Annotated in this window: 21 protein-coding genes; 14 read left to right on the plus strand and 7 right to left on the minus strand. The window is 60.2% G+C overall.

Features of this window, described 5'->3' with window-relative positions:
* Positions 1-68: 68 nt before the first annotated feature.
* The 6 genes from ccoG (at position 69) to Q352_RS19440 (ending at position 5510) form a co-directional block, all read left to right on the plus strand.
* A complete protein-coding gene (ccoG, locus tag Q352_RS0101345) occupies positions 69-1502 on the plus strand; it encodes a cytochrome c oxidase accessory protein CcoG (RefSeq protein WP_028497769.1) in 1434 nt (477 codons plus the stop codon).
* A 52-nt stretch (positions 1503-1554) separates the two neighbouring features.
* Complete coding sequence (locus tag Q352_RS0101350) at positions 1555-2064, plus strand: FixH family protein (protein ID WP_051528603.1); 510 nt, start codon at positions 1555-1557, stop codon at positions 2062-2064.
* Positions 2061-2504, plus strand: coding sequence for a YbaY family lipoprotein (locus Q352_RS19435; RefSeq protein ID WP_051528604.1), 444 nt, complete (start codon positions 2061-2063; stop codon positions 2502-2504). Before Q352_RS0101350 ends, Q352_RS19435 begins: the two co-directional genes overlap by 4 nt.
* Before the next feature lie 335 nt (positions 2505-2839).
* Positions 2840-3259 carry a Spy/CpxP family protein refolding chaperone gene (locus Q352_RS0101360; RefSeq protein ID WP_028497771.1) on the plus strand — a complete coding sequence of 140 codons (420 nt, stop codon included), beginning with the start codon at positions 2840-2842 and terminating at the stop codon, positions 3257-3259.
* A 198-nt stretch (positions 3260-3457) separates the two neighbouring features.
* Positions 3458-4840, plus strand: a complete 1383-nt coding sequence (locus Q352_RS0101365; protein WP_028497772.1) for an AAA family ATPase — start codon at positions 3458-3460, stop codon at positions 4838-4840.
* Between the two features lie 16 nt (positions 4841-4856).
* Positions 4857-5510, plus strand: coding sequence for a hypothetical protein (locus Q352_RS19440; protein WP_112692125.1), 654 nt, complete (start codon positions 4857-4859; stop codon positions 5508-5510).
* Positions 5511-5526: 16 nt separating this feature from the next.
* On the opposite strand, the gene Q352_RS0101375 is transcribed toward Q352_RS19440, so the two are convergent.
* The 4 genes from Q352_RS0101375 to tadA are packed head-to-tail and all read right to left on the minus strand — an operon-like array spanning position 5527 to position 7625.
* The gene (locus Q352_RS0101375; RefSeq protein ID WP_028497773.1) at positions 5527-5964 is read right to left on the minus strand and encodes a DUF2721 domain-containing protein; all 438 of its coding nucleotides are present in this window, start codon (positions 5962-5964) and stop codon (positions 5527-5529) included.
* 2 nt (positions 5965-5966) lie between these two features.
* Entirely contained in the window at positions 5967-6662 is a 696-nt protein-coding gene (locus tag Q352_RS19445; protein WP_084299730.1) for a L,D-transpeptidase, read from the minus strand.
* The gene (locus tag Q352_RS0101385; protein ID WP_028497774.1) at positions 6659-7138 is read right to left on the minus strand and encodes a L,D-transpeptidase; all 480 of its coding nucleotides are present in this window, start codon (positions 7136-7138) and stop codon (positions 6659-6661) included. The genes Q352_RS19445 and Q352_RS0101385 overlap by 4 nt, the downstream gene beginning before the upstream one ends.
* Complete coding sequence (gene tadA, locus Q352_RS19450) at positions 7092-7625, minus strand: tRNA adenosine(34) deaminase TadA (protein WP_051528606.1); 534 nt, start codon at positions 7623-7625, stop codon at positions 7092-7094. Before tadA ends, Q352_RS0101385 begins: the two co-directional genes overlap by 47 nt.
* 139 nt (positions 7626-7764) lie before the next feature.
* Here tadA and Q352_RS19455 point away from each other — a divergent pair, with 139 nt between their 5' ends.
* The 7 genes from Q352_RS19455 (at position 7765) to Q352_RS0101415 (ending at position 17384) form a co-directional block, all read left to right on the plus strand.
* The gene (locus Q352_RS19455) at positions 7765-8205 is read left to right on the plus strand and encodes a MarR family winged helix-turn-helix transcriptional regulator (RefSeq protein WP_051528607.1); all 441 of its coding nucleotides are present in this window, start codon (positions 7765-7767) and stop codon (positions 8203-8205) included.
* Positions 8202-9767 (plus strand): MDR family MFS transporter, encoded by a 1566-nt coding sequence (locus Q352_RS0101400; RefSeq protein WP_028497776.1) that lies wholly within the window; start codon positions 8202-8204, stop codon positions 9765-9767. Before Q352_RS19455 ends, Q352_RS0101400 begins: the two co-directional genes overlap by 4 nt.
* A gap of 118 nt (positions 9768-9885) precedes the next feature.
* Positions 9886-10914, plus strand: a complete 1029-nt coding sequence (locus tag Q352_RS0101405; RefSeq protein ID WP_028497777.1) for a threonine aldolase family protein — start codon at positions 9886-9888, stop codon at positions 10912-10914.
* A gap of 228 nt (positions 10915-11142) precedes the next feature.
* Entirely contained in the window at positions 11143-12162 is a 1020-nt protein-coding gene (locus tag Q352_RS22565) for an RHS repeat-associated core domain-containing protein (protein ID WP_084299734.1), read from the plus strand.
* A gap of 54 nt (positions 12163-12216) precedes the next feature.
* Positions 12217-13194, plus strand: a complete 978-nt coding sequence (locus tag Q352_RS22570) for an RHS repeat-associated core domain-containing protein (RefSeq protein WP_084299736.1) — start codon at positions 12217-12219, stop codon at positions 13192-13194.
* Positions 13195-13236: 42 nt separating this feature from the next.
* On the plus strand, positions 13237-14832 hold the full coding sequence (locus Q352_RS23160; RefSeq protein ID WP_156952446.1) for a hypothetical protein: 1596 nt from the start codon (positions 13237-13239) through the stop codon (positions 14830-14832).
* Positions 14829-17384, plus strand: coding sequence for an RHS repeat domain-containing protein (locus Q352_RS0101415; protein ID WP_156952447.1), 2556 nt, complete (start codon positions 14829-14831; stop codon positions 17382-17384). The genes Q352_RS23160 and Q352_RS0101415 overlap by 4 nt, the downstream gene beginning before the upstream one ends.
* A gap of 24 nt (positions 17385-17408) precedes the next feature.
* Here Q352_RS0101415 and Q352_RS0101420 read toward each other — a convergent pair whose 3' ends face one another.
* A complete protein-coding gene (locus tag Q352_RS0101420; RefSeq protein WP_028497780.1) occupies positions 17409-18341 on the minus strand; it encodes a LysR family transcriptional regulator in 933 nt (310 codons plus the stop codon).
* 87 nt (positions 18342-18428) lie between these two features.
* Between Q352_RS0101420 and Q352_RS0101425 the strand changes: the two genes are divergently transcribed.
* Complete coding sequence (locus Q352_RS0101425; RefSeq protein ID WP_028497781.1) at positions 18429-19946, plus strand: MFS transporter; 1518 nt, start codon at positions 18429-18431, stop codon at positions 19944-19946.
* Positions 19947-20017: 71 nt separating this feature from the next.
* Here the strand turns inward: Q352_RS0101425 and adeC are convergent, their stop codons facing one another.
* Positions 20018-21460, minus strand: coding sequence for an AdeC/AdeK/OprM family multidrug efflux complex outer membrane factor (gene adeC / locus Q352_RS0101430; protein ID WP_028497782.1), 1443 nt, complete (start codon positions 21458-21460; stop codon positions 20018-20020).
* A gap of 1 nt (position 21461) precedes the next feature.
* A complete protein-coding gene (locus Q352_RS0101435; RefSeq protein WP_028497783.1) occupies positions 21462-24611 on the minus strand; it encodes an efflux RND transporter permease subunit in 3150 nt (1049 codons plus the stop codon).
* Positions 24612-24615 lie beyond the last annotated feature (4 nt).

A 24615-nucleotide genomic window follows, 5' to 3' on the forward strand; every position in this document is an offset into this window, starting at 1 on the left:
ATCGGGAGGACTGGATCGAGACCGCTTGCGCGGTTTCCGTCGAATCCTCCGTAAAGGGAACTGCCGAAATGAGTGACCCGCAGCAGCAAGACCCCGACAACAAACCCAGAAAAGTGGTCGAGATCCAGCCGATCTCGCTGTACGAAAGCCACAAGAAGATCTATGCGCGCCAGGCCTGGGGCGTGTTCGCCAACTGGCGCATCGCGCTGGTCGTGCTGACCCAGCTGGTGTATTTCGGTCTGCCGTGGCTGACCTGGAACGATCGGCCGGCCGTGCTGTTCGACCTGATGAACCGCAAGTTCTATCTGTTCGGTCTGACGCTGTTCCCGCAGGACTTCATCTATCTGGCCGCGCTGCTGATCAGCTGTGCATTCGGCCTGTTTGTCTGGACCACCATCGCCGGGCGGCTGTGGTGCGGCTATGCCTGTCCGCAGACGGTCTACACCGAAATCATGATGTGGATCGAGAACCTGGTCGAAGGCGATCGCAACAAGCGGATCAAGCTCGACAAGGGCCCGCTGACTGCGACCAAGATCGGCAAGAAAACGGTCAAGCATGCGCTGTGGATTGCCGTGTCGCTGCTGTCGGGCATTACCCTGGTCGGCTATTTCCTGCCGATCCGCAGCGTGTTCGGCGATCTGGTGTCGCTGAACGTGGCGGGCTGGGAAGCGTTCTGGGTGTTCTTCTATGCCGGCGCCACCTATCTGTTTGCCGGCATGCTGCGCGAACAGGTCTGCAAGTACATGTGCCCGTACGCCCGCTTCCAGAGTGTGATGTTCGATGCCGATACGCTGATCATTTCCTATGACGCCGAACGTGGCGAACCGCGCGGCGCACGCAAGAAGGGCGTCGATGCCCACGCGGCCGGCAAGGGCGACTGCGTGAACTGCGGCATCTGCGTCCAGGTCTGTCCGACCGGCATCGATATCCGCGACGGGCTGCAATACGAGTGCATCGGTTGCGCCGCCTGTATCGATGCCTGCGACGACGTGATGGACAAGATGGGCTATCCGCGCGGGCTGATCCGCTACACCACCGAGAGCGCGCTGGAGAAGAAGTACCCGGAAAGCGCGATCCTGACCCGGCTCAAGCGGCCGCGCGTGGTCATGTACGCCGTGGTGCTGCTGACCGTGCTCGGGGTGGCGATGACTTCGCTGGTCATGCGCCAGCCGATGCGGCTCGATATCGTTCGCGACCGTGCGTCACTGGTGCGTGAAACCGATGAAGGGATGCTGGAGAATACCTACAACCTGCGTCTGATCAACCTGTCCGAGAAGCCGCAGCAGGTCCGGCTGGGCGTCGACGGGCTGGAAGGCATCAAGCTGGTGACCGACACCCCGGTGGTCACGATCGGTCCGACCGGCAACGAAGTGATTACCGTGCATGCACAGGTGGACCCGGAAGCGGCGACCAGCGGCAGCCATCCGATCCACTTCACCGCGACCTCGGTCGACGGCGGCAGCATCTCGCTGTCGGAAAAGTCGAGCTTCATCGGCGAATGACAATGATCCATGGCCGGGCGTGAGCCCGGCCGACTGCAAACGGAGAATCCGCATGAGCACCACCCTGACCCCCCCGTGGTACAAGCAGCGCTGGCCGTGGCTGCTGATGCTCGGACCGGCCATCGTGGTCGTTGCCGGGATTGCGACGCTGGTGATTGCCGTCCAGACCAATGATCCGCTGGTCAACGACGACTACTACAAGCGCGGCAACGAGATCAACGAGGACCTCGGGCGCGATGCCGCCGCCGCACAGCGCGGACTGAGCGCGCAGATGCTGTTTGCCGATCAGGGCGGTGCGGTGCGCGTGCTGCTGCGCCAGCAGGGCAGCCAGCCGCTGCCGGACACGCTGACGCTGTCATTCCAGCATCCGACCATCGCCGGTCATGACGTGACCGCAACGCTGAAGCGCGAGGGAGCGGGCAGCTATATCGGTGAGGTCAAGCTGACGGTGGCATCCAAGCACTGGTACGTGCGCCTGCAGGACCCGGCCGACAGCTGGCGGGTCGAAGGGCAATGGACGCCGGACAAGGGCAATGGCGTGATGCTGGAACCGGCACGTTGAGCAGAATCCGCCCGGTTGTGCTGGCGCTGGTGATGGCGGCCGGGCTTGCCGCCTGCGCCGCGCCGCCGCTGGCGCGGCCTGCTGCTGTCGCTCCGGCCCAGGTCACGGTGAGCGGCAGGGTGCTGCTGCCCGCCGGCGCTGCTGCCCTGCCGCCGGGTGCGCTGCTGCGCGTCCAGCTGCTGGACACGTCGCTGGCCGATGCGCCGGCGACCGTGCTGGCCGAGCAGTACACCGGACTGGGCGGCGAACGCACACTGCCGCACGCCTTCGAGCTGTGCACGGATGCGGACAAGGTGAGCAGGCACGCCCGTTATCAGGTGTCGGCCCGCATTACCGACCGTGACGGCCGGCTGCTGATGCTGACTGCCGATGCGTATCCGGTGCTGACGCAGGGGGCGCCTGCACACGTTGACGTGACGGTGAGGCCGATAGGGCACTGAACATCCGCCAGTAAAAAACGGGTCCTGGAAAGGGCCCGTTTTTTATTGTGGCCTGTTGATGGCCGTTTAGCTGAAAAAATGAGCAATTTCACGGATATCGTTTAAAAATAAAGACTTGATCAGTGTCGTGGCCAGATATCCACAGGATGTCCACCCGCTTGCCCAGCGAGACTGGGGAGAACGCAATGTTTGTTAACAATTGGCGCCGGGCGGACACATGATCGTTACCAGGACCGCCTATGATGAATTTCACTTCCCCACCGGGGTCTCCTGATAATTCACCAAGAAACGGAGAACACGCCATGCGAACACCTGTACGCGCTACGGCGTCCGCCATGCTGCTGGGAGTGTCTCTTTTTTCGGGCGCTGTCGTCGCCGCGCCAGTGACCGACGGCGTCCCGCCGGCAGCACAAGTCATGCGGGCCGGCCCATTGTCGATGGAAGAGGGGGAACGGCAACTTGAAACGCTCCAGTCCAGACTCGAGCTCACCGGGAAGCAGGAGCCGGCCTGGCAACGTTACCGCGCGCTCCGTGAGCAGCAGCAGCGCCAGATGCGCGAACTCGCTGAAGCGAACCGCCGTCACCCGCCGGCCACCGCGCCTGAACGTGTCGAACGCCATATTGAAATGGCCCGCACGCAGGTCAGGCACCTCGAAGCCATGAAACCGGTTGTCACCGCGCTGTACACCCAGCTGACACCGGCGCAGCAAACGATTTTCGACGAAAAGCCCGCGTTACCCTCGCGTCAGCCCTAGTCAAACCTCGGTGGGCAGGTAGCCCACACCGGTAATGTCCTCATCGGCATTCCTCCATGGGTTCGCACCGTCTTCGGACGGTGCCTTTTTTTGTGTGCTTGATGCCACATGTCCCCATTTGCACCTTCCTGCTGCAGCCGTCATGACTGGCAGACTCTGTTACAGTTCTGACCATCAGTTCGATGACAGAGAACGCTCATGCTCACCAAGCTCGAAGCCCATGGCTTCAAAAATCTTCTGGATTTTTCCGTATCCCTGGGGCCATTCAATTGTATCGCCGGGCTGAACGGGGTGGGAAAATCGAATATTTTCGATGCCATAAAGTTCCTTTCCCTATTAAGTGATAAATCTATTGTTGAGGCCGCATTGGCGGTACGGGACTCCGAGTCGACCGATCCTCTGGATATTTTCTGGACCAATGGAGATTACCGGGCAGAGCGCCTGGTATTAGCAGCAGAGATGCTTGTGCCGCTGGATATCATCGATGACTTCGGAAGAAAGGCCATTGCGACTTCTACCTTTCTCCGCTATGAAGTAGAGCTCGCCAGAGACTTGCAGGAGGAGGCAAATGGCTCCTTTGGCCTTTATCTTGCCCGCGAGACGCTGAGCTATATCAACAAGGGTGAAGCGGTAAATCACCTGCACTTCCCATTGAGCGCTACCCGGTTTCGCGATCAGGCCGTGGTCAACAAGCGAAAAGGTGCAGGCTATATTTCAACGCAGGTGATGGATGATGGAATCATCGAGATTCATTTGCACCAGGATGGTGGCAGTAGTGGTCAGCCACAAAAAATCCCTGCACGCCATATTCCGAAAACAGTGATTGCCAATACCAATAGTGCTGTCTGGCCAACGATCCTCGCGGCTCGCCGAGAGATGCAGTCGTGGCGGTTTCTGTCGCTGGAACCCAGTGCAATGCGCCGCTCGAACAAAATCCACGAGAACGGTAGTGTCGGTGCCGATGGCGGCAAACTGGCGGCGGCGCTGTACAAGCTGCATCGGCGAGACGAAAACGTATATTCCCGTATTGCCAGCAGGCTGTCGGAGATTGTGCCAACCTCCGATGTCCGGGTGGATATGGATCCGGTAAGGCAATTGCTGACGCTGGAGGTCAAGGAACGAGCCGGCGCATTCCTGCCCGCTCGTGCTCTTTCCGATGGCACGCTGCGTTTTCTGGCCCTGTGCATCATGGCAGAAGACCCGGATTTCAGTGGGCTGCTTTGCTTTGAGGAGCCTGAAAACGGTATTCATCCGGCCAAAATGAGCGCAATGCTGGCACTGTTGAAAGAGTTGGCGGTTGACCCCGATCTGGCTGCGGGCGAAGACAACCCCATGCGGCAGATTCTTATCGCCACACACTCTCCGGTCCTGGTCAAACTGGAAACGCCGGATGACCTGATTTATGCCGATGCGGTCAAGGTAAGGGGGCCGGATGGCAAGCCTGCATCCACTATCCGTTGTAAAAGCTTGCGAGAAAGCTGGCGCTGCAAATCAGGGGAGGAATGCATAGACAAGGGATCCATTATTGCGTACCTGGCGCTTCCGCCTGACAGCCAGATATCGATGGATTTCGAACACTGAATACAGGGGCGAAAATATGAAATTAAGCTTCATTCTTACCGGAGAGGGCAGCTCCGATCTGCGTCTGGTTGAACATATTGGAAGCGTATTAATTGAAGAAGGTTTCACTGAGGTGCGTGGTGAAGCACCCGATCTCAGCCTGTTCAGCCCCGCTGTTGGTCGTTCTGTCAGAGAAAAACTTATGGCATTGGCAAGGCACTATCCGAATAGTGATGTGATATTTGTTCACCGTGATGCTGATAATGTCGGTGTTGAGACTCGTGAGCAGGAAGTATGGCGTGCCGCGCTCGGTATCTTGGCGGCTGAACGGATTATCCCTGTTATCCCGGTTACGATGCTGGAAACCTGGTTGCTGGCAGATGCGGAAGCCATCAAGAGAGTTGCTGGCAATAGTGGCTACAAGGGAAGCCTTGAGTGTATCCCCGGTATTTCAAGACTGGAGAAAGTCCGGGACAGCAAGCAGTTGCTGTGTGAGGCGCTTTGCGAGGCCAGCCAGACACAAGGCAGCCGGCTGAAAAAATTCAAGGGGCGTTTTGCTGACATGCGGGCACGGCTGACCTTTGATCTTGACCCGAATGGCCCTGTGAAAGGGCTGGACTCCTATCGGCATTTCAGGACGCAGGTAAACCGTTTTTCGCAAACCCGGCTGGGGGCTGCACGCAAGGAATAAGACCGGGGGGCCGTTCCTACGGCCGGCGCAGCCAGCGGCGCGGTTTCGGTTTGTCCTCGCCGCTGATCTGTTCGAGGTCGGCGAGCAGGATGGTCAGCGCATCGCCGGAAATCGCCAGTTCCATGACCGACAGCGCCAGCGAGACGCACATCAGCACCAGCGAGATGCCGAAGGCGATCAGGCCGGCCAGGTGCAGGCCGAAGAACAGGAAGGTCATGCTGACCGAGGTCAGCAGAATGCTCAGCGTGCCGGCGGTCTGCATCTGCCGGATCAGTTCGACGCGGCGGCGCAGGTTGTCGAGCTGGCGCAGGTGGCGCGGATCGGGCTTTTCCCGGTGACGGTCGTACAGGTTGCGGATCACCGCCGACAGGCTCAGAAAGCGGTTGGTGTAGGCGAGCAGCAGCAGGGACAGGGCCGGGAACAGCAGTGCCGGGGTGGTCAGGGACAATTCCATTGTCAGGGGTCCTGGTGCAGCGGGTCGGAAGAAGGCGCGCCAGCGGACAGGGGCGCCGGGTCGTGCGGGGCATCGATCAGGACTTCCAGGCCGGGGCGGGCGATGCGGTACAGGTCGATCACGTCCGGGCTGGACATGCGCACGCAGCCTTTCGAGCTTGGCGTTCCCCACGGTACATGATCGCCGGCACCATGGATGTAGATGAAGCGGCGGTAGCTGTCGACCACGGTGCCGTCGTCGCGCTCCCCCTGATTGCGGCCCGGTTCGACGCCGCACAGCCACAGGATGCGGGTCAGGATCCAGTCCTTGTCCGGATACTGTGCATGCAGCGCCGGTGTGTAGCGCCAGTCGGTGACCTGCTGGCGATAGATGATGGTGTCCGCCGGTGCGTCGTCGCCGATCTTGTCGCAGACCACGTGCCAGCCGCGCGGCGTCTGGTAACTGCCTTCGGTTTCGCCCACGCCATTGCTGGCCGTGGAGACACGGTAGTGGCGACGCGGCGTACCGTCGGCGTCGTACAGGGTCAGCCACTGGCCGGCGACGTCAACCCGCAGCCACGGTTTGTCCGGGCTGCGCGGATTGGTCGCGTGAGCCAGCAACGGTACGCGTTGCTGTGCATCGACAAAATCGGCCGGTGCCGCCTGGGCGAGGGCGGCGGCCAGGAGCAGGGCGGCAGCCAGCGGCAGACCGGCATTCATTCGATGATTTCCACCGGTGTGCCGACCGGTACGCGGTCGAACAGGTCGATCAGGTCATGGTTGCGCATGCGCACGCAGCCGTGCGAGCCCGGCTTGCCGATATCGACCTCGTCGGGGGTTCCGTGGATATAGACATAGCGGCGCATGGTGTCGACCTTGCCGAGCCGGTTGCGACCCGGTTCGCAGCCGGACAGCCACAGGATGCGGGTCAGGATCCAGTCGCGGTCCGGATTGGCGGCATAACTGGCGGCATCGCAGATCTCCCCGGTCGGTCGGCGCGCCCTGAACACGGCGCCTGCCGGCTGGCCGGCGCCGATCCGGGCGCGGATCAGGTGGCGGCCGCGCGGGGTCTGGAAGCTGCCGGACTGCTCGCCGGCGCCGCGCGCAGCGGTGGAGACCGGATAGCGGCGCACCAGTGCGCCCGCGTCGTCAAGCAAGGTCAGGGTCTGGTCGGCAAGAACAATGCGAATCTGCATGGGCACTCCGCGCCGCCTTCTGGGCCGCGCGCCGGGAACGGAAAAAATCGGACAGCATGTCGGCGCAGGTCTGGGCCAGTACGCCGCTGGTGACGTCCGCATGGTGGTTCAGCAGGGGTTCGGCAAACAGGTCGACCACGCTGCCGGCCGCGCCGGTTTTCGGGTCGCGGGCACCGAAAATCACCCGCGCGATCCGCGCATGCTGGATCGCGCCGGTGCACATCACGCACGGTTCCAGCGTCACGTACAGCTCGGCGCCGGGCAGGCGGTAGTTGCCCAGCCGCTCGCCGGCCGCGCGCAGGGCGACGATTTCGGCGTGTGCGGTCGGGTCGCTGTTGCCGATCGGCGCGTTGGAGCCGCGACCGATCACCTTGCCGTCGAGCACTACGACGGCGCCGATCGGCACTTCGCCCCGTGCAGCCGCTTCCATCGCCAGTTCAAGCGCCTGGCGCATGAAAAATTCGTCGTGGGGAAGGGCGGGGGTCATGGCGGCATCGGCGGTGAGAATCCGGCAATTATACGCGCCGCCCGTCGGCGTCGTGGCATCGATTACTGGCGTTATTGTTGCTAAAGACAACTTTTACGGCTACATTGCAGTCATTCTTGGTTCCGTCGGGAGAAGCCGGATGGCTGACGACAGGCAGATTGCCCAGTTGCGCAATGTCATGCGTTTTTTCATCAATGAACAGAAACAGGCGTTGTCGACGTTCGGCCAGCCGGCGCAGAGCCGCATGCTGTCGTGGCTGTATCGCCATGGGCCGATTTCGCAGGCGGCGCTGTGCCGGATTGGCGCGTGGGAAAAAAGCTGGATCAGCCGGGCGGTGGACCGGCTGGTGGCCCAGGGCTGGGTCGAACGCCAGCCGAGCGAGACCGACCGCCGTGGCGTGCTGCTGACGCTGACCCCGGCCGGCCAGGAGCAGGCGGCGCGGATCAATGCCGAGCTCGACCGTCATGCCGGCGCCCTGCTCGATCGCGTGCCGCCGACGGCGCGCGACACCGTTCACGATGCGCTCGATATCCTGCAGCAGGTATTCGAAACCGGCCAGGCGGCACGAGGTGAATCATGAGTGCCAGTCCGGTGCGCAGCCGCTCGCAGTCGGTAGCGGCCATGCTGGGTATCTGCCTGGTCATGTTGCTGATTGCACTCGACCAGACCGTGGTCGGCACCGCCCTGCCGCGCGTGGTGGCCGAGCTGCAGGGCTTCGCGCTGTACCAGTGGGTGGCGTCTGCCTATCTGCTGACCACGGCAGTGATGATTCCGATTGCCGGCCGGCTGGGCGACCTGCACGGCCGCAAGGGGCTGGTGCTGGCAGCGATCGTGCTGTTCACCCTGGCTTCCGCACTGTGCGGCATGGCCGACAGCATGCTGCAGCTGGTGCTGGCGCGTGGCTTGCAGGGGATTGGCGGCGGCATGCTGGCCGGTACCGCCTTCGCCTGCGTCAGCGACCTGTTTCCCGAGCCGCTGGAGCGGGTGCGCTGGCAGGCCATGCTGTCGGCGAGCTTCGGCATTGCCACGGCAATGGGGCCGGTACTGGGCGGCTGGCTGACCGAGCACCTTGGCTGGCGCAGTGTGTTCTACGTGAACCTGCCGGTCGCGCTGCTGGCGCTGCCCGTGGTGTGGATCTTTCTGCCGCATATCGTCCATCGGCGTGCTGACGATGCCGGTATCGACTGGGGCGGTGCGCTGCTGCTGACACTGTCGATGTGCGGGCTGCTGCTGGCCTCGGAGCAGGGGGCGACGCTGGGCTTCGGCAACCCGCTGTACTGGGCCATCGTGGTTGCGGCCATCGTGCTGTGCACGGTCTTCGTCCGCCACCAGCGTCGCAGCCGTGCGCCGGTGATTCCCGCTCACCTGTTCTCCACCCCGGCCGTGCGCCAGTTGTGCGTGATCAGCGCGCTGACCGGGCTGGCGATGTTCGTGCTGGTGTTCTATGCCCCACTGCTGCTGCAGGGCGGCTTTGGCTTCTCGCCGAAAATGGCCGGTCTGCTGGTCACGCCGCTGCTGGTGTGCGTGACCATCGGCAGCATCATCAACGGCCGGCTGATGCCGCGGCTGGCGCATCCGGAAAAACTGATTTCGTGGGGGCTGCTCGGTCTGATGGCCGGTTGCGCGCTGCTGGTGACGCTCGAGCATGACTCGCCGGTCGCATGGCTGGCGCTGGTATTCAGCCTGTGCGGGCTGAGTCTGGGCTTTCAGCTGCCGAACCTGACGCTGCAGGTCCAGTCGGCCGTGACGCGGCAGGATACCGGCATTGCCTCGGCGCTGATCCAGACCAACCGCACGCTGGGCAGCATGTTTGGCGCCAGCCTGGCCGGGATGCTGGTCAATGTGCGCTACGGGCATGAGATCGGGGCGGCACTGGCCGGCAGCGGGGTCACCGATGCGCGCGTGACGCAGCTGTTCGACAGCCCGCAACTGCTGGTGCGGGCCCAGGACCTGCAGACGCTGTCTGCGCTGTCGCATGCGGGCGGGTTCGATGCCGCCACACTGGTCGAACAGGCGCGGCTCGGGCTGGTCAGTGGCATCCATCTTGCCTTTGCCGGCTGCGTACTGATCGCCGGCATCAGCTTTGCCATCAGTCGGCGCCTGCCGCCGTTCGCTGACCGGCGGACCGACAGCCCGGCCTGAGACGACGATGGCCGGGGGACCCGGCGCGCGGGAGGGGGATGTCGTCCGGCCTGCGGGCTGATCGGTGCCGGGCCGCATGCTAGTCTGATGCCTTTCCTGACCGAAGAGGCCGATTGCCATGCGCTGGATCGACGTACGCAGTGACACCGTGACCCATCCCACCCCTGCCATGCGCGACGCGATGGCGCGCGCCGAGGTCGGCGACGACGTCTATGGCGACGACCCGACCGTGATCGAGCTGGAGTTGCGCGTCGCGGCCCGGCTGGGCAAGGAGGCGGCGCTGTTCGTGCCGTCCGGCACCTTCGGCAACCAGCTGGCGCTGTTCACCCACTGCCGGCGCGGCGACGAAGTCGTGCTCGGCGATGACTGCCATATCGTCTGGCACGAGGGCGGCGCTGCCGCGGTCATTGCCGGTGTCAACCTGCGCACGCTAGCCAGCGATCAGGGGGTACTCGATCCGGCGGCGGTCGCCGCGCGCCTCCGCTGCACCGACGATATCCACGAGCCGAAAACCGGGCTGGTCTGTCTGGAAAACGCCCACTCGAACGGACGCGTCATCCCGCTGGACAATATGGCCGCCATCGCGGCCCACGCCCATGCCCTCGGCGTGCCGGTGCATCTGGACGGCGCGCGGCTGTTCAATGCGGCCACGGCGCTCGGGGTCGATGCGGCCCGGGTCGCCGCCCATGCCGATTCGGTCATGATCTGTCTGTCCAAGGGGCTGGCGGCGCCGGTCGGCTCGATGCTGGCCGGCTCGCGCGATTTCATCACTGCCGCGCGACGCAAGCGCAAGCTGATGGGCGGCGGGCTGCGTCAGGTCGGCATCCTGGCCGCCGCCGGGCTGATTGCGCTGGACAGCATGACGCAGCGACTCGACCAGGACCACGCGAACGCCCGCCGCCTGGCGGCCAGGCTCGATGCCCTGCCAGGTATTTCGGTCATGCGCGGTCAGCTCGATATCAATATGGTCTGGTGCCGCCTCGCCCCCGAAGTCGACACCGTGGCGCTGATGGCGGCACTGACGGCGCACGGGATCAGGGCCAATCCGCCGGAACACGGGATGATGCGTTTCGTGACCCACTGGCAGATCACTGAAGAAGATGTGGCGAAGCTGGCTACTGCAGTCGAGTCGGGGCTGACGGTATAAAGGGGGGGGGGCCCGTTTCAGTAACGGGCTCCCCATTCGTCGGCTGGCCCCTGCCACAGGTTGAACTCACCTATAAAGCAGAAGAGTAATCACTGCACAGTGCCACCAGCTTTCTTTCCGGGCTGCGTGTTTTCTGATTTTCCTTATTAAAAATCGCATGCACACTTTCCTGTCACTCTTTGCGAGCCTGGTCTGATCATGTGCTGACGGTTCCAGCATGGAAATATCATGCCTTCTGCCTCTACCAATCCGACTTCAGGCGGCCGGTTGCTGCCGCAGGCAAGGCAGGGCACTGCGCCGGTTCGAGGTGCCCTGACGACATCTGTGGGCTTGCACGGCGAGCGAATAACCTGGGTGGGACAGCGCTGCCAGCTGTATTTTCTTGGTAATGGTGCCCGCAGCTATGATCCAGAGTGCGGGCGCTTTCTGAGCCAGGATCCATTCAGCCCATTTTCCATTGCTGGCACCAATTCCTATGCCTATTGCCTGGGCGATCCCGTCAATCGAAGTGATCCATCCGGCTATGTCTCAGCTGCGGACTGGTTTGGTATTGCACTCGCTGTTCTGGGTATTGTTCTGAGTCTGGCCACCTTTGGCGTATTTTCAATTTCGTTATTGCCTGTCGGACTGTTTCTTGCGGTCAGCTCATTGGCGCTGGGCGTGACAGCCGGGGTATACGGAATTGTATCCATCCTTGTGAAGGAGGCTGATCCAGTGCTGTCGCGTGCACTGGGGTGGACTACGCTGGGGCTGAGCATTGCCTCCATTCTGCTGGGGCTGCCCATGCCGCTGGCAGCAAGCTATGCCAAGCTGAGGGGACATTATCTCAAGGGAGTGGCAAGCGGCTATATCAAAAATAATTTCAGTCCAAAATCCAGTGATAAGCCAGCAATAGATTTTCTGTTTGCCACAGATTTTAAACAAGGTTCTCTGGTGGCGACGCATGGCAGACCAGGCATTCTGCAGGGATATAGTGGGGAGTATATGCCGGTCAATGTCTGGGCTAATGAATTGGCCAGAATGGAGGTTTATCGTTTGAGCTCAAGCCGTACGCCACTTTATCTGATGTCCTGCCATGCAGCAAAGAACGGGGCCCACGCAAATGCTGCACTCCTGGCGAGAAGACTGAACAGAGAAGTCATTGCGCTCGGAACCAGTTCTCTGTATGGCATCCGCCGATTTGATCCGGCAAGGGGATTTGATCTTCTGTTCTTTGATGCAAAGCTGGGTGGGCTGATGCATTTTTGACGCAATGCTTTTTTGCACAGTCAGGGGTGCAGCCAATATTTTTCCAGGAGAAACATGATGCCTCCTTTTCGTTTTTCCCGCCCGCCGCAGAGGAAAAAGCCTGACCGGATCGCCACTCAGGAAGAGAAAGCATCCAGCGTGGTCAAGGCCGACAGCGTTCCGCCTTGCATCGGCATGCATGGAGAACGGATTGTCTGGGTAGGGCCCCACTGTCAGCTATATCTTCTTGGTCATGGTGTACGGTGCTACGATCCGGCATATGGGCGTTTCCTGAGTCAGGACATTTTCAGCCCTTTTTCAATAGGCGGTGTCAATCCATATGGATTCTGCTCGGGAGATCCTGTCAACCGAAGCGATCCGTCAGGCTACGCAGATATCAGTAACATTGATGTGAGGCAAAATTTGATATTGGGCCTGGGTAATTTGCTGATGGTTTTTCTGGGGTTTACCATATTGCTCTTTGCCGGGGGGGCCGGAATTGTCCTCTGGTCTGCAATCCTCTCTGGCGCGTTGATGCTGTCAGGGGGAGTACTGCAAATTGTGGGTGCGCTTGCCCAGGATGATAATCCTGCATTGTCCGCAACCCTGATAAGGGTTGCCAACGGCTTTTATATTGTGTCCGTAGTATTTCTCGTCCTGGGCCAATTGGCTGCACTACGGGGGGCAATAACTGCGAGGACCGTTGCCAAAGCACTCGCCGCACAAAGCGGCCGCAGTACGTTGACCTCGTCCAGGCGGTCTGTCTCTTCCGGCATGAGCGGATTTTCAGGGATGACACGCACGGCTTCAAATCCAGAATCCCTGGTTGGGCTGGCCGGTTCAAAGTCGGCATCAAACTGGTTTTTGATGGAAGCACGAAACCATAGCGGCATGTCATCTCTGCAGCAGTTGCGCGAAGGGGGGTCATTGGGCAGCTCATTGCGTTCGTCATCTACGCTAGAACATGTGTTTTTTACGGCCCCGTCCAGTTTTCAGAATTCCTCGCATGCAAATTCTGTCATGTCGATGCAAAATTTTAATATCATTATTTAACCAGCCAACGCCGGTCAGAATACTATATCAGGTAGGGGGGGTATGCTGTTCTATTCCAATATTTTCAGCCTGATGGACTGGACGAAAAATGGCATTGATCCATGTAGTGGAATGTATCTTCGCCATATCCCGGTGGCCAGCGTATCAGGTAATAAATTGCAGGGGCCTGAAATCTCGCTAGCCCTTCGCTTCAACCAGTTCAATGCATTGAATTATGGATTTGGTGTTGGCTGGGAATTTAATCTTTCTCATATCGATGCCGAGGTTGATGAAAATAATAACGCCATTCAGACACTGGTCCTCTCCAACGGGGCGCGCTATCAGTTGATTGAAGATCAGGATGGCATCGCGACATTGAAATACAAGCGGACATTGACATTTGATTTCAAACAAATCTCTGCAAATCCTGATAAATACCAGCTGGTAGGCAAAGAAGGCATCATTGAAACAATAGAAAACGGGAGAACGACCCGGGTTGAACTGCCCAATGGTCTCGGTCTCAATCTGGCCTGGAACAGTGATTCTTCGTTTGTGATCAGTGATGATGGAGGCGTAAATCTTGTTACGACAACAATTGCGACGACAGCGACAGGGAAAACTCATACTGTATCGGTTGTGGACTCGCTGCTGGACTTTACCTGCGATAGCAGTGGTGTTGAACAGCTGACTGGCGTCGCCATTCGCTCAGGGCCATCACTGTGCCGCATGAAGTATGCGATTCATAACGACAGTTATCTGGAAATAATAAAATGGGATGCCTGGGTTAATTATGTTCAACAGGATATCATTTCTTATAAAAGCCTGCCAAAGCCATCGGGGCTGAAACAGGATGTCCGGGCTGTTGATTTTATTGATTCCCGTCAGTCAGCAGAGCATGCGGTACACTTTGCGTATGAATATGGAAAAAATAATTACCTGGGGGGGGCTGACGGCCCGGCATGGATTTCTGATGCCGACAATCTGGAATCCCGACCGGATGACTATACGTATATAGTAACCGAGAAAATCGGGAATGCGGCTCTGCCGGCCAAGATTACCGAGTTTCATTATAATAAATTCTATCTGCTTGTTAAATGTTTTCCTCGCCCAGGCAGGGAAGATGGCGCCGCGCGCAGAAAATACAGCACATACGGATATGCATTGGTTCCTGGAAAGGGTATTGATGCGCAATCATCGACTTTCATGCTGTCTGTTTTGAATGTCCATGTGAGCACCGGCAGTGATCGTGCCGGAACACCTTGTAACGTTTCACGGCTGACATCCTGTCAATATGATCAATTTGCCAATCTCGTTCAATTCACTGATGAAAATGGAATGAAAGAGTGGTATGAATATTATGACGTGATGGGTGAGAAGAATGGCGACGGGGAAGTGTTGTGCCCTGCTGATCCAAATGGATTTGTCAATTATATTAAAACAAAGATTATATCTTCAGGCAATGGATCTGGCGATTATCCCAGAAAAATTTTTGGCTACACTTATCAATCCATTGCTGCGACTTCATTGGTCATGGTGAAAACCGAACAGTTTGCGCTGCAAAATGAAAGTACGGCCACTTTCGTGGCACAGTCGATGGTCAGCCATACTTATGGTAGCTATGGTGCACCATTAAAAAAATATCCAGTATCAAATCATTGACGACTGATGATTATTTTTCAACGATACTTTATTTTATTTACCAGCGAAACGAAAATACCAGACAGCTGTCTGTCACCAAAAAAATTGTCGGCTGGGATCAAGTGACCAAAAGTGAAGTGGTGACGCGTGCGTACACCACGGGGCTTGTTCAGTCAGCTGTTAATGAAAATGGTGTGATCACCGAGTATGGCTATGATGAGATCGGGCGTACCATCAGGACCGTTTATGCGCCGGGGCGACCGTACGGTTATACCGTGCATGTCACGTATCAGTGGCAATCCGGCAAGCAGGTCACCAGGAGTACAACAGATGCTTTCAGTGAAACCCTTGTCCGGGATGGATCCGGTCATGTGGTTAAAAAAGAAGTGAATATCATTCGGGATGGAAAGGCGCTGGATTATTTGATGGCCGGTTTTATCTATAACGAAATTGGTCAGCTGATACAAGAAACGCAATATGACTATGCAGGAGAGCAGGTTTTTTCGAAAACAACCCTGTCGGACTATAATGTCTATGATGAATTGGTTAGTATGAAAAAACCGGGGTGTTCTTCTGACGACTATCAGTTTTTTCAAATGGAAGACGGGACATTTTCCATTGAGCAGGTTCATCAGCCTGGTGACGTCAAAACCCTGACCTGTTTTGATGCCCATGGCGAGCTAAGCAAGCGGGAAATCTGCAGTCCAGCCAGCAAGGAGATGGCGGATGTGACCGAAACCCTGTTCTATGATGCTTTTTTACGCTTGATCCGTCATGCCAAAACAGCCCGGGAAACCGAATCTTTTGAATATGACGCATTTGATCGCCCCGTGGCCAGAACAGGGTCATCGAGCGGGCGGCAGACGATGACTTACGCCCCTCATTTACTGGATGAGTCAGTATGCATGATTGCCATCGACGAAAAAGTGATCGGAACTCGAGAATTTGACGGGTTGGGACGGCAGAAATCCTCAATTGTGGATGGGGTCAGTACCTCATATGACTATGCTGGTTCAGCCATGTTTTCTCGCCCGTCAACGGTGAAGATTTCCAACGGAAGAACCTGGGCCTATCAATACGATGCCGTCCTTGATAATGTTACAAGACGGGATGTCAGCAATGCCGATGGTACGGAATCGGCATCAAGGATTTATGAGTATGATATTCGTACCCGCTTGCTGAAAAGTCATCGCGCTGACCAGTATACGCATACGTTTTCCTATGATGAGTTCAACAACGAGAACGGCAGCAGTGGTGGATGGGCCGGTCTGGCATTCGGATCCTATTCCGTCCAGACCCCTCGCTCCGTGCAAGGCCTGCTGCTGCGGGCATTGTTCTCTTTTCCTGTGACGCCGCCGGCACACACGATTGTTATCGACTGTCTGTATGACTCGCAGGGGCTGACACGGAAGATGAGCTGGTCGATGCATGGCGCATTGCTGTGCGAAGCAACTATCATGCGTGATGAAATAAATGGAAATATCAGAAATATCCGCGGTTCTTCTGCACGAATCGTTTCGCCGGGTTTGGAACGGATACCCATGGACATTAATTATGGGTACGGGAATTATAACAGGACAAACCATACCGAATGGAAGCTGGGGCCTCCCCCGAGGCAGGGCAGTGCAGGTACGGTAGCCGGCAAGCTCTGGCGGATTATGGCGGTTTCCATGAATTATGACCACCATGGTTTGTTGCTGCAGGCGAAGTATACTTCCAGCCTGGGAGGAGGGGGAACCCGCTGGGTGGATTCGTTTGCATATAATGATCGCGCACAACTTGCCAGCTGGCACCGGACGGGAAACCTGGTTTGCCAGGATCAATTCGGTAATTCCATTGCTTCCCAGTCATTCCTGTATGACCATGCCGGGAATATATCGCAGATCAATAGCGAAACAAGTGATGGTTACAATCATGCTGTTTATCGCTACAATGCCAACAACCAGTTGTTCCAGATTGGCAATAATAGTCAGACTGTTACAAGCTATTTTCCGGATGCCGTTGCTTTTACTAATGATAACGAAGGACATGTCAGCAAGCAGCAGTTTGTTCTCCACGGCAGCTATAATATAAAAACATTTGATTATGGCATGGAGGATGGTGTCAAGACCGTTACTGCAAAATGGTTGAAGACCAGCTCGACGCTGGCTAACTGGTACGATGCCGGTGGGCGCCTGATTTATCTGCGTGCTGCCGCGAATGGCGTGGAACAGGATACGGCGCGCTATTACCTGGACGGAGTGCTTCTGTTCGAGTGGCAGAGACCGAACGCCAGTCCACAAGATGGCACATTGACGATTTTTCATCGTGCTGAAGGCAATATGCTATACATGACGCATGTGGACAAGAACGGTGGCAAGTGGGTCCAGCCTTGTCTGAGCCAGCCCGATGGGACGTTACTGGCCGTGGGAACCATAGATAAATATTCACGGAGAATTCCACCCAGCAGTGAAACCCTTAATGTCTATCGATACTATAATTTTCACTTTCAGGGACAAACTGCGTACGGCTTGACCTTTGATTTGAAAAACCGGGCTTCTTATATCTTTTCCGATAGTGTATTGACTAAATAAAATTGGTGTGGAGAAGCTAGTGATTCAGCTGGATGTAAACAGCTCCCGCCCGCTGTCTATGATCAGACCGGCCAGATAGGCGACCAGCGGGTCGGCCTGATTGCGGCGGTGGCTGACGACATGCAGTGCCAGCGACAGGCCATCGAGCGGGATCGGCACGATGCGCAACTCGCTATGGTGCAGGAACGGGCGGGTGGCAATGGCCGGCAGCACGGCGAACAGTGCCGACTGGCTGACCACGAACGGGATCGACAGCAGGCTGGCGCTGCGCACGACAATGCGCCGCTGCAGGCCCTGGCGCTTCAGTGCCCGGTCGAAAATCCCCAGCGAGTCGCCGCCGTAGGCAGTGTGAATGTGCGGCACGGACAGGATCTGTTCCAGTGTTGGCGCCTCGCCGAGCGGCACCAGGGCCGGATTGAACATGCCGTAGTAGGGGACATCAAGCAGCGGCACGGCCTGATGCACATCGCGCAGCTCGGGGAAGTGACCGGCCGCAAGCAGAATCTCGCCGCGATCGAGCAGTTCCAGCTGCATCGGTGCCGACGACGGCTGCACCGACAGCGTCAGTCCGCGGGCCTGCTCGCGCAGGCGGGCGATCAGCCCGGGCAGCAGGATGGCTTCCAGCGGGTCGGACATCGAGATGCGAACGTGACTGTTCAGGGTCGACGGATCGAACGCGCTCTGCTGGGTCAGGGTGCCGGCCTGCATCAGCAGCGGGCGGATGCGGGCCGCCAGCTCCAGCGCCCGCGAGGTCGGTTCCATGACCGCGCCGTTGCGGAACAGCAGCTCGTCGCCGAACAGCTCGCGCAGGCGCGCCAGGGCATGACTCATGGCCGGCTGGCCGATATACAGCCGCTCGGCCGCGCGGCTGACGCTGCGCTCCTGCATCAGCGCGTCGAAGGCGACCAGCAGGTTCAGGTCCAGCCGGCGGAAGTCCGCATGTTGAATATTATCCATGTCGATATTGTAAATCTTTCGCATCGATTGGTGTGATTGGGCTGATATTCCTACAATCGGGCTCTTCTCCCCCATTGCCCCCATCGCATGACCCAGCCAGCCTCCCCGGGCGAGCCGCTGCCCGGCCCGCTGTTCCTGTTGTTCATCGCCAGCCTGACCTGCATCGAGTTCCTGCAGAACGGCATGGTCAATTTTTCCGCCTCGTATATCGTCGGCGGCATTGGTGCTGCGCCGGAAGAATTCAGTTTCGCCGCCATGGCCTACTCGGTGGCCGCCATCCTGATGCTGTTCAAGCATCGCTGGCTGGCCGAGCAGCTGGGCTACCGCGACTTTGCGCTGGTGTCGCTGCTGGTGTACGCGATCGGCACCGTAGTCTGTGCCCTGTCCGCCAATGTGCCGGAATTCGTGCTGGGGCGCGTGCTGCAGGGCGCGGGCGGCGCGACCTTCTTCTGTGCCGGCCGGGTCATGTGCAATACCGTCGCCGGCCCGGGCCGGCTGCGGCCGCTGCTGGCCTTCGTCATCGCCCTGCTGGGCGCATCGACGCTGGCGCCGCTGCTGGCCGGCTGGCTGCTCGACCATGGCCAGTGGCGCGACCTGTTCTGGTCCATGCTGCCGGTGCTGGCGCTGGTCGCCGTACTGTGCTGGCGGTTCATGCCGACCGAGGTCGGCTCGGCGGAAGACAAGAGCCAGGCGCACTGGGGCGGGCTGATCTGGGTGGTCGTCGGCGGGATCGGCCTGCAGTATGCGCTGCAGCGCTCGCGCTATGACTTCTTCAGCGAGTCCGGCCGGCTGCTGGCGCTGTCGGTGGCCGGTGCGCTGTGCGTGCTGTGGTTCTGCCGCCGGCAGATGGGGCACGCGCGGCCGCTGATCGACTACCGGCCGCTGTTCCAGGCCCGCTTCCTGATCGGCATGATGTGCTATTTCTTCGGCTATCTGGTGGTCAACGCCAACGGCTTCATCATGCCGAAGCTGGCGCATGAGGGGCTGGGCTTCACCATCCTGAATACCGGCGGGCTGGCGGCGCTGTCGTCGATCGGCAGTCTGGCCAGCGCCCTGCTGCACGTGACGCTGCTGCGGATCAAGGCCGGTTTCCGCGTCTACATGCTCAGCGGGCTGGTGATTCTGGCCGGGTCGTCGGCGCTGATGAGCCGCTTCTCGCCGGATGTGACCTGGGCCTGGTTCGGCGTCACCATGCTGCTGGGCGGCGGCTTCATGTCGCTGTTTATCGGTCCGGTGGCACAGGGCGCGTTCATGAACATGGACGAGCGCACGTTCTCGCATGCCTACCAGAGCAAGAATGTCATCCGCGAGCTGGCATCGTCGTTCGGCATCACGCTGGCGACGCTGTTTCTGCAGTCGCGCGGCGCGGTGCACTACAGCCGGCTGTCGGAGAATTTCAGCCTCTTCAACCCGCTGTACCGGCAGCAGGTCGAGCAACTGGATGGCATCCTGCACGACCCGGGCGGGCAGATGGCGCTCAGTGTGCTGGCGCGAAGCGTGGATCGCCAGTCGATGCTGATGTCCTGTCTCGACTACTACCAGTTGCTGGCGGTGATGGCGGTGATCGTCGGCCTGATCGTCTACCGGCAGCGGGTCTACAACTGACTGCCGGCCATCCATGAAAAAACGCCACATCCGGACCGGATGTGGCGTTTTTCTGCAGATGGCTGACCGTTTCAGGGTTTGGCGGCCACTTTCGTGGTTTCACCGAGCCCGCCGCCGAGCACCTTGTACAGCGTGACCTGGTTGGCCAGCTGCGCGAGGCGCACGGTGATCAGGCCCTGACGGGCGCTGTACAGCGAGCGCTGCGAGTCCAGCACGTTCAGATAGCTGTCGACCCCCTTGTCGTAGCGGGCGCCCGACAGGCGGTAGGCATCGGCCGTGGCCGTGACCAGCGACGACTGGGCGTCGAGCTGATCATTGACCGTGCCGCGCTGGGCCAGCGCATCGGCGACCTCGCGGAACGCGCTCTGGATCGCTTTCTCGTACTGGGCGACGGCGATCTTCTCTTCGGTCTTTGCCACGTCCAGATTGGCCAGGTTGCGGCCCCCGGAGAAGATCGGCAGATTGATCTGCGGGGCAAACGACCAGGCGCCCGATCCGGCCTTGAACAGGCCGGACAGGGTGTTGCTGGCCGTACCGCCGGATGCCGTCAGCGTGATGCTCGGGAAGAACGCCGCGCGGGCCGCGCCGATATTGGCATTGGCCGCTTTCAGCTGGTACTCGGCCTGCAGCACGTCCGGACGCCGGACCAGTACCGTCGAGGGCAGGCCGGCCGGAATGTCGGTGACCGCCGCGACGCGTTCGACCGATTCGACCGGCAGCAGATCCTGCGGGACCGGCATGCCGACCAGCAGTGCCAGTGCGTTCTCGTCCTGGGCGACCTGAGCGGTGAAGCCGGCGATATCGACCCGGGCCGAATCGACACTGGTCTGCGCCTGACGCAGGTCCAGCGCCGAGGCCGAGCCGAGCTCGAAGCGACGCTGGATCAGCGTGTACGACGACTGCTGGCTTTTCAGCGTGTCAGCGGCGACCCGCAGTCGTTCACGGTCAGCCGACAGGGTCAGCCACGCATTGGCGACTTCCGCCACCAGGCTGATCTGTGCGCTGTTGCGCGCCGCTTCGGTGGCGAAGTACTGCTCGAGCGCCTGGTTCTTCAGGCTGGTCAGCCGGCCGAACAGGTCCAGCTCATAGGCGCTGAAGCCCAGTCCGGCGGAATACTGACGCGTGGTCAGCGCCTGGCCGGTGGTGCTCAGGCTGCCCGGCGTGCGCTGGCCGGTGCCGGCGCCCTGGGCGTTGATCGACGGGAACAGGTCCGCGCGCTGGATCTGGTACTGCGCACGCGCCTTCTCGATGTTCAGCGCGGCGACGCGCAGGTCGCGGTTGTTGTCCAGCGCCAGCGCGATCAGGCGCTTGAGCCGCTCATCGACGAAGAAATCGCGCCAGCCGATATCGGCCGCCGGGGTGGCGTCGGCCGGCGACGCCTCCTTCGGGTAGGCCGGGCCTTGCGGCCAGGCCGCATCCACCGGCTCGGCCGGCCGGTGGTAGGTCGGCGCCATGCTGATGCAACCGCTGAGCAGCAGCGCGGCGGCCAGTGCGGAGAGGGGGGCGTACTTCATGTCATTGACCCTCTTGGGATGGGGTAGCTTCGGTTGCCGTCGCGGCCGTGCGCTTGCGGTCGGCCAGATGGCGGACCAGCACGAAGAACAGCGGAACCAGGAAGATCACCAGTACGGTGGCGGAAATCATGCCGCCGACCACGCCGGTACCGATCGCGTTCTGCGCGCCGGAACCGGCACCGTTATTGATTGCCAGCGGCAGCACGCCAAGCGTGAAGGCCAGCGAGGTCATCAGGATCGGGCGCAGACGCATCCGCACCGCTTCCAGCGTGGCGTCTATCAGGCCCATGCCGCCTTCGTACAGCTCCTTGGCGAACTCGACAATCAGAATGGCGTTTTTCGCCGCCAGACCGATCGTGGTCAGCAGACCGACCTTGAAGTACACGTCGTTGGACAGCCCGGTCACGCTGGTGGCAACCACCGCACCGACCACGCCGAGCGGCACGGACAGCATCACCGCGAACGGAATCGACCAGCTTTCGTACAGTGCGGCCAGGCACAGGAACACCACCAGCAGCGAGATCGCGTACAGCGCCGGTGCCTGCGAGCCGGTCATGCGTTCCTGGAACGACAGACCGGTCCACTCGTAGCCGATGCCCGGGGGCAGCTTGGCGATCATGTCCTCGACTTCCTGCATCGCCTCGCCCGAGCTCTTGCCCGGCGCCGGTTCGCCGAGGATTTCCAGCGACGGCACGCCGTTATAGCGTTCCAGACGCGGGGAACCGTATTCCCAGCTTGCGGTGGCGAAGGACGAGAACGGCACCATGTCGCCCTGGGTATTGCGCACGAACCACTTGTTCAGGTCTTCCGGCACCATGCGGTACGGGGCATCGGCCTGCAGATAGACCTTCTTCACCCGGCCGCGGTCGATAAAGTCGTTGACGTAGGCGCCGCCCCAGGCCGACGACAGGGTGTCGTTGATCGCGGCGATGCTCAGCCCCTGCGCGGTGGCCTTCTGCTGGTCAATGTTGATGCGCAGCTGCGGCGTATCTTCCTGACCGTTCGGACGCACCCCTGCCAGCGCCGGGCTCTTCGCCGCCATGCCGAGCAACTGGTTGCGCGCTTCCATCAGCTTGTCGTGACCGAGGCCGCCGCGATCCTGCAGTTGCAGGTCGAAGCCGGTCGCATTGCCCAGCTCGACCACGGCCGGCGGGGCGAAGGCGAACACCATCGCGTCCTTGATCTGCGAGAACGCACCCATCGCGCGCCCGGCCAGAGCCTTCACGCTCTGGGTCTTGCCGTCACGCTGGTCCCAGTCCTTCAGGCTGACGAAGGCGATCGCGTTGTTCTGGCCATTGCCGCTGAAGCTGAAGCCGGCGACGGCGAACACTGACGAGACCGCGTCCTTTTCCTTGACCATGAAGTGCTGTTCGACCTGCTTGATGACCTCCAGGGTACGTTCCTGGGTGGCACCGGCCGGCAGCTGGATCTGGCTGAACAGGATGCCCTGGTCCTCGTCTGGCAGGAACGAGGTCGGCAGGCGCATGAACATCAGCGCCATCACGGCGATGATCACACCGTAGATCAGCATGAAACGCTTGCTGCGGCCGAGAATGCCGCGCACGCCGGACTGATAGCGCTGGGTGCCGGTGTCGAACACCCGGTTGAACCAGCCGAAGAAGCCGGTATCGACGATGTGGTGGCCCTTCTGGACCGGTTTCAGCAGCGTCGCGCACAGGGCCGGGGTCAGGATCATGGCCACCAGCACCGACAGCACCATGGCCGAAACGATGGTGATCGAGAACTGGCGATAGATCACGCCGGTCGAGCCGCCGAAGAACGCCATCGGCACGAACACGGCCGACAGCACCAGGGCGATGCCGACCAGGGCGCCGGTGATCTGTCCCATCGACTTGCGGGTTGCCTCGCGTGGCGACAGGCCATCCTCGCTCATCACCCGCTCGACGTTTTCCACCACCACGATCGCATCGTCGACCAGCAGACCGATGGCGAGCACCATGGCGAACATGGTCAGCATGTTGATCGAGAATCCGGCCGCCGCCAGCACGCCGAAGGTGCCCAGCAGCACCACCGGCACGGCGATGGTCGGAATCAGCGTCGCGCGCCAGTTCTGCAGGAACAGGTACATGACCAGGAACACCAGCACGATGGCTTCGCCCAGCGTCTTGATCACCTCATGGATCGACACTTTCACGAACGGCGTGGTGTCGTACGGGATCACGACCTTGGTGCCGGCCGGGAAGTACGGCTGCAGTTCGGCCAGCTTGGCTTCGAGGGCCGATGCCGTGTCCAGCGCATTGGCACCGGTCGCGAGCTGGATGCCCACGCCGGCCGCCGGCTTGCCGTTGAAGCGCGCGACGGTATCGTAGCTTTCGCTGCCGATCTCGACCCGGGCGACATCCTTCAGCAATACCTTGGAGCCGTCAGGCTGCACCCGCAGCAGGATCTGCTCGAACTGCTCGGCCGTCTGCAGCCGGGTCTGCGCAGTAATGGTGGCGTTGATCTGCTGGCCCGGAATCGACGGCGTGCCGCCGAGCTGGCCGGCTGAAATCTGCGCGTTCTGCGCGGTGATCGCCGTGGCGATGTCGCTCGGTGTCAGCCTGAACTTGTCGAGCCGGTTCGGGTCCAGCCAGACGCGCATCGCATACTGCGAACCGAACACCTGCACGGTACCGACCCCGTTGACCCGGCTGATCGGATCACGGAGGTTGGCGACCACATAGTCGGTCAGGTCACTGCCACTCATGCTGCCGTCTTCGGACACGAAGCCGAGCACCATCAGGAAGCTTGACGAGCTCTTGGACACGGAAATGCCCTGACGCTGGACTTCCTGCGGCAGCAGCGGCGTCGCCAGCGACAGCTTGTTCTGCACCTGGACCTGGGCGATATCGGGATCGGTGCCGGCATCGAATGTCAGGGTGATGCTGGCCGAGCCGCTCGAATCGCTGGTCGAGGACATATAGGTCAGGTGGTCAATCCCCTTCATCTGCTGTTCGATCACCTGGGTGACCGTATCCTGCAGCGTCTGGGCCGAGGCACCCGGGTAGTTGGCGCTGATCGTGACCGACGGCGGCGCAATGCTCGGGTACTGTGAAACCGGCAACTTCAGAATCGACAGGGCGCCCGCCAGCATGATGACGAGGGCGATGACCCAGGCGAAAATCGGCCGGTCAATGAAAAACTTGGCCATGAAT

This window comes from Microvirgula aerodenitrificans DSM 15089, from assembly GCF_000620105.1.
GTDB lineage: Bacteria > Pseudomonadota > Gammaproteobacteria > Burkholderiales > Aquaspirillaceae > Microvirgula > Microvirgula aerodenitrificans.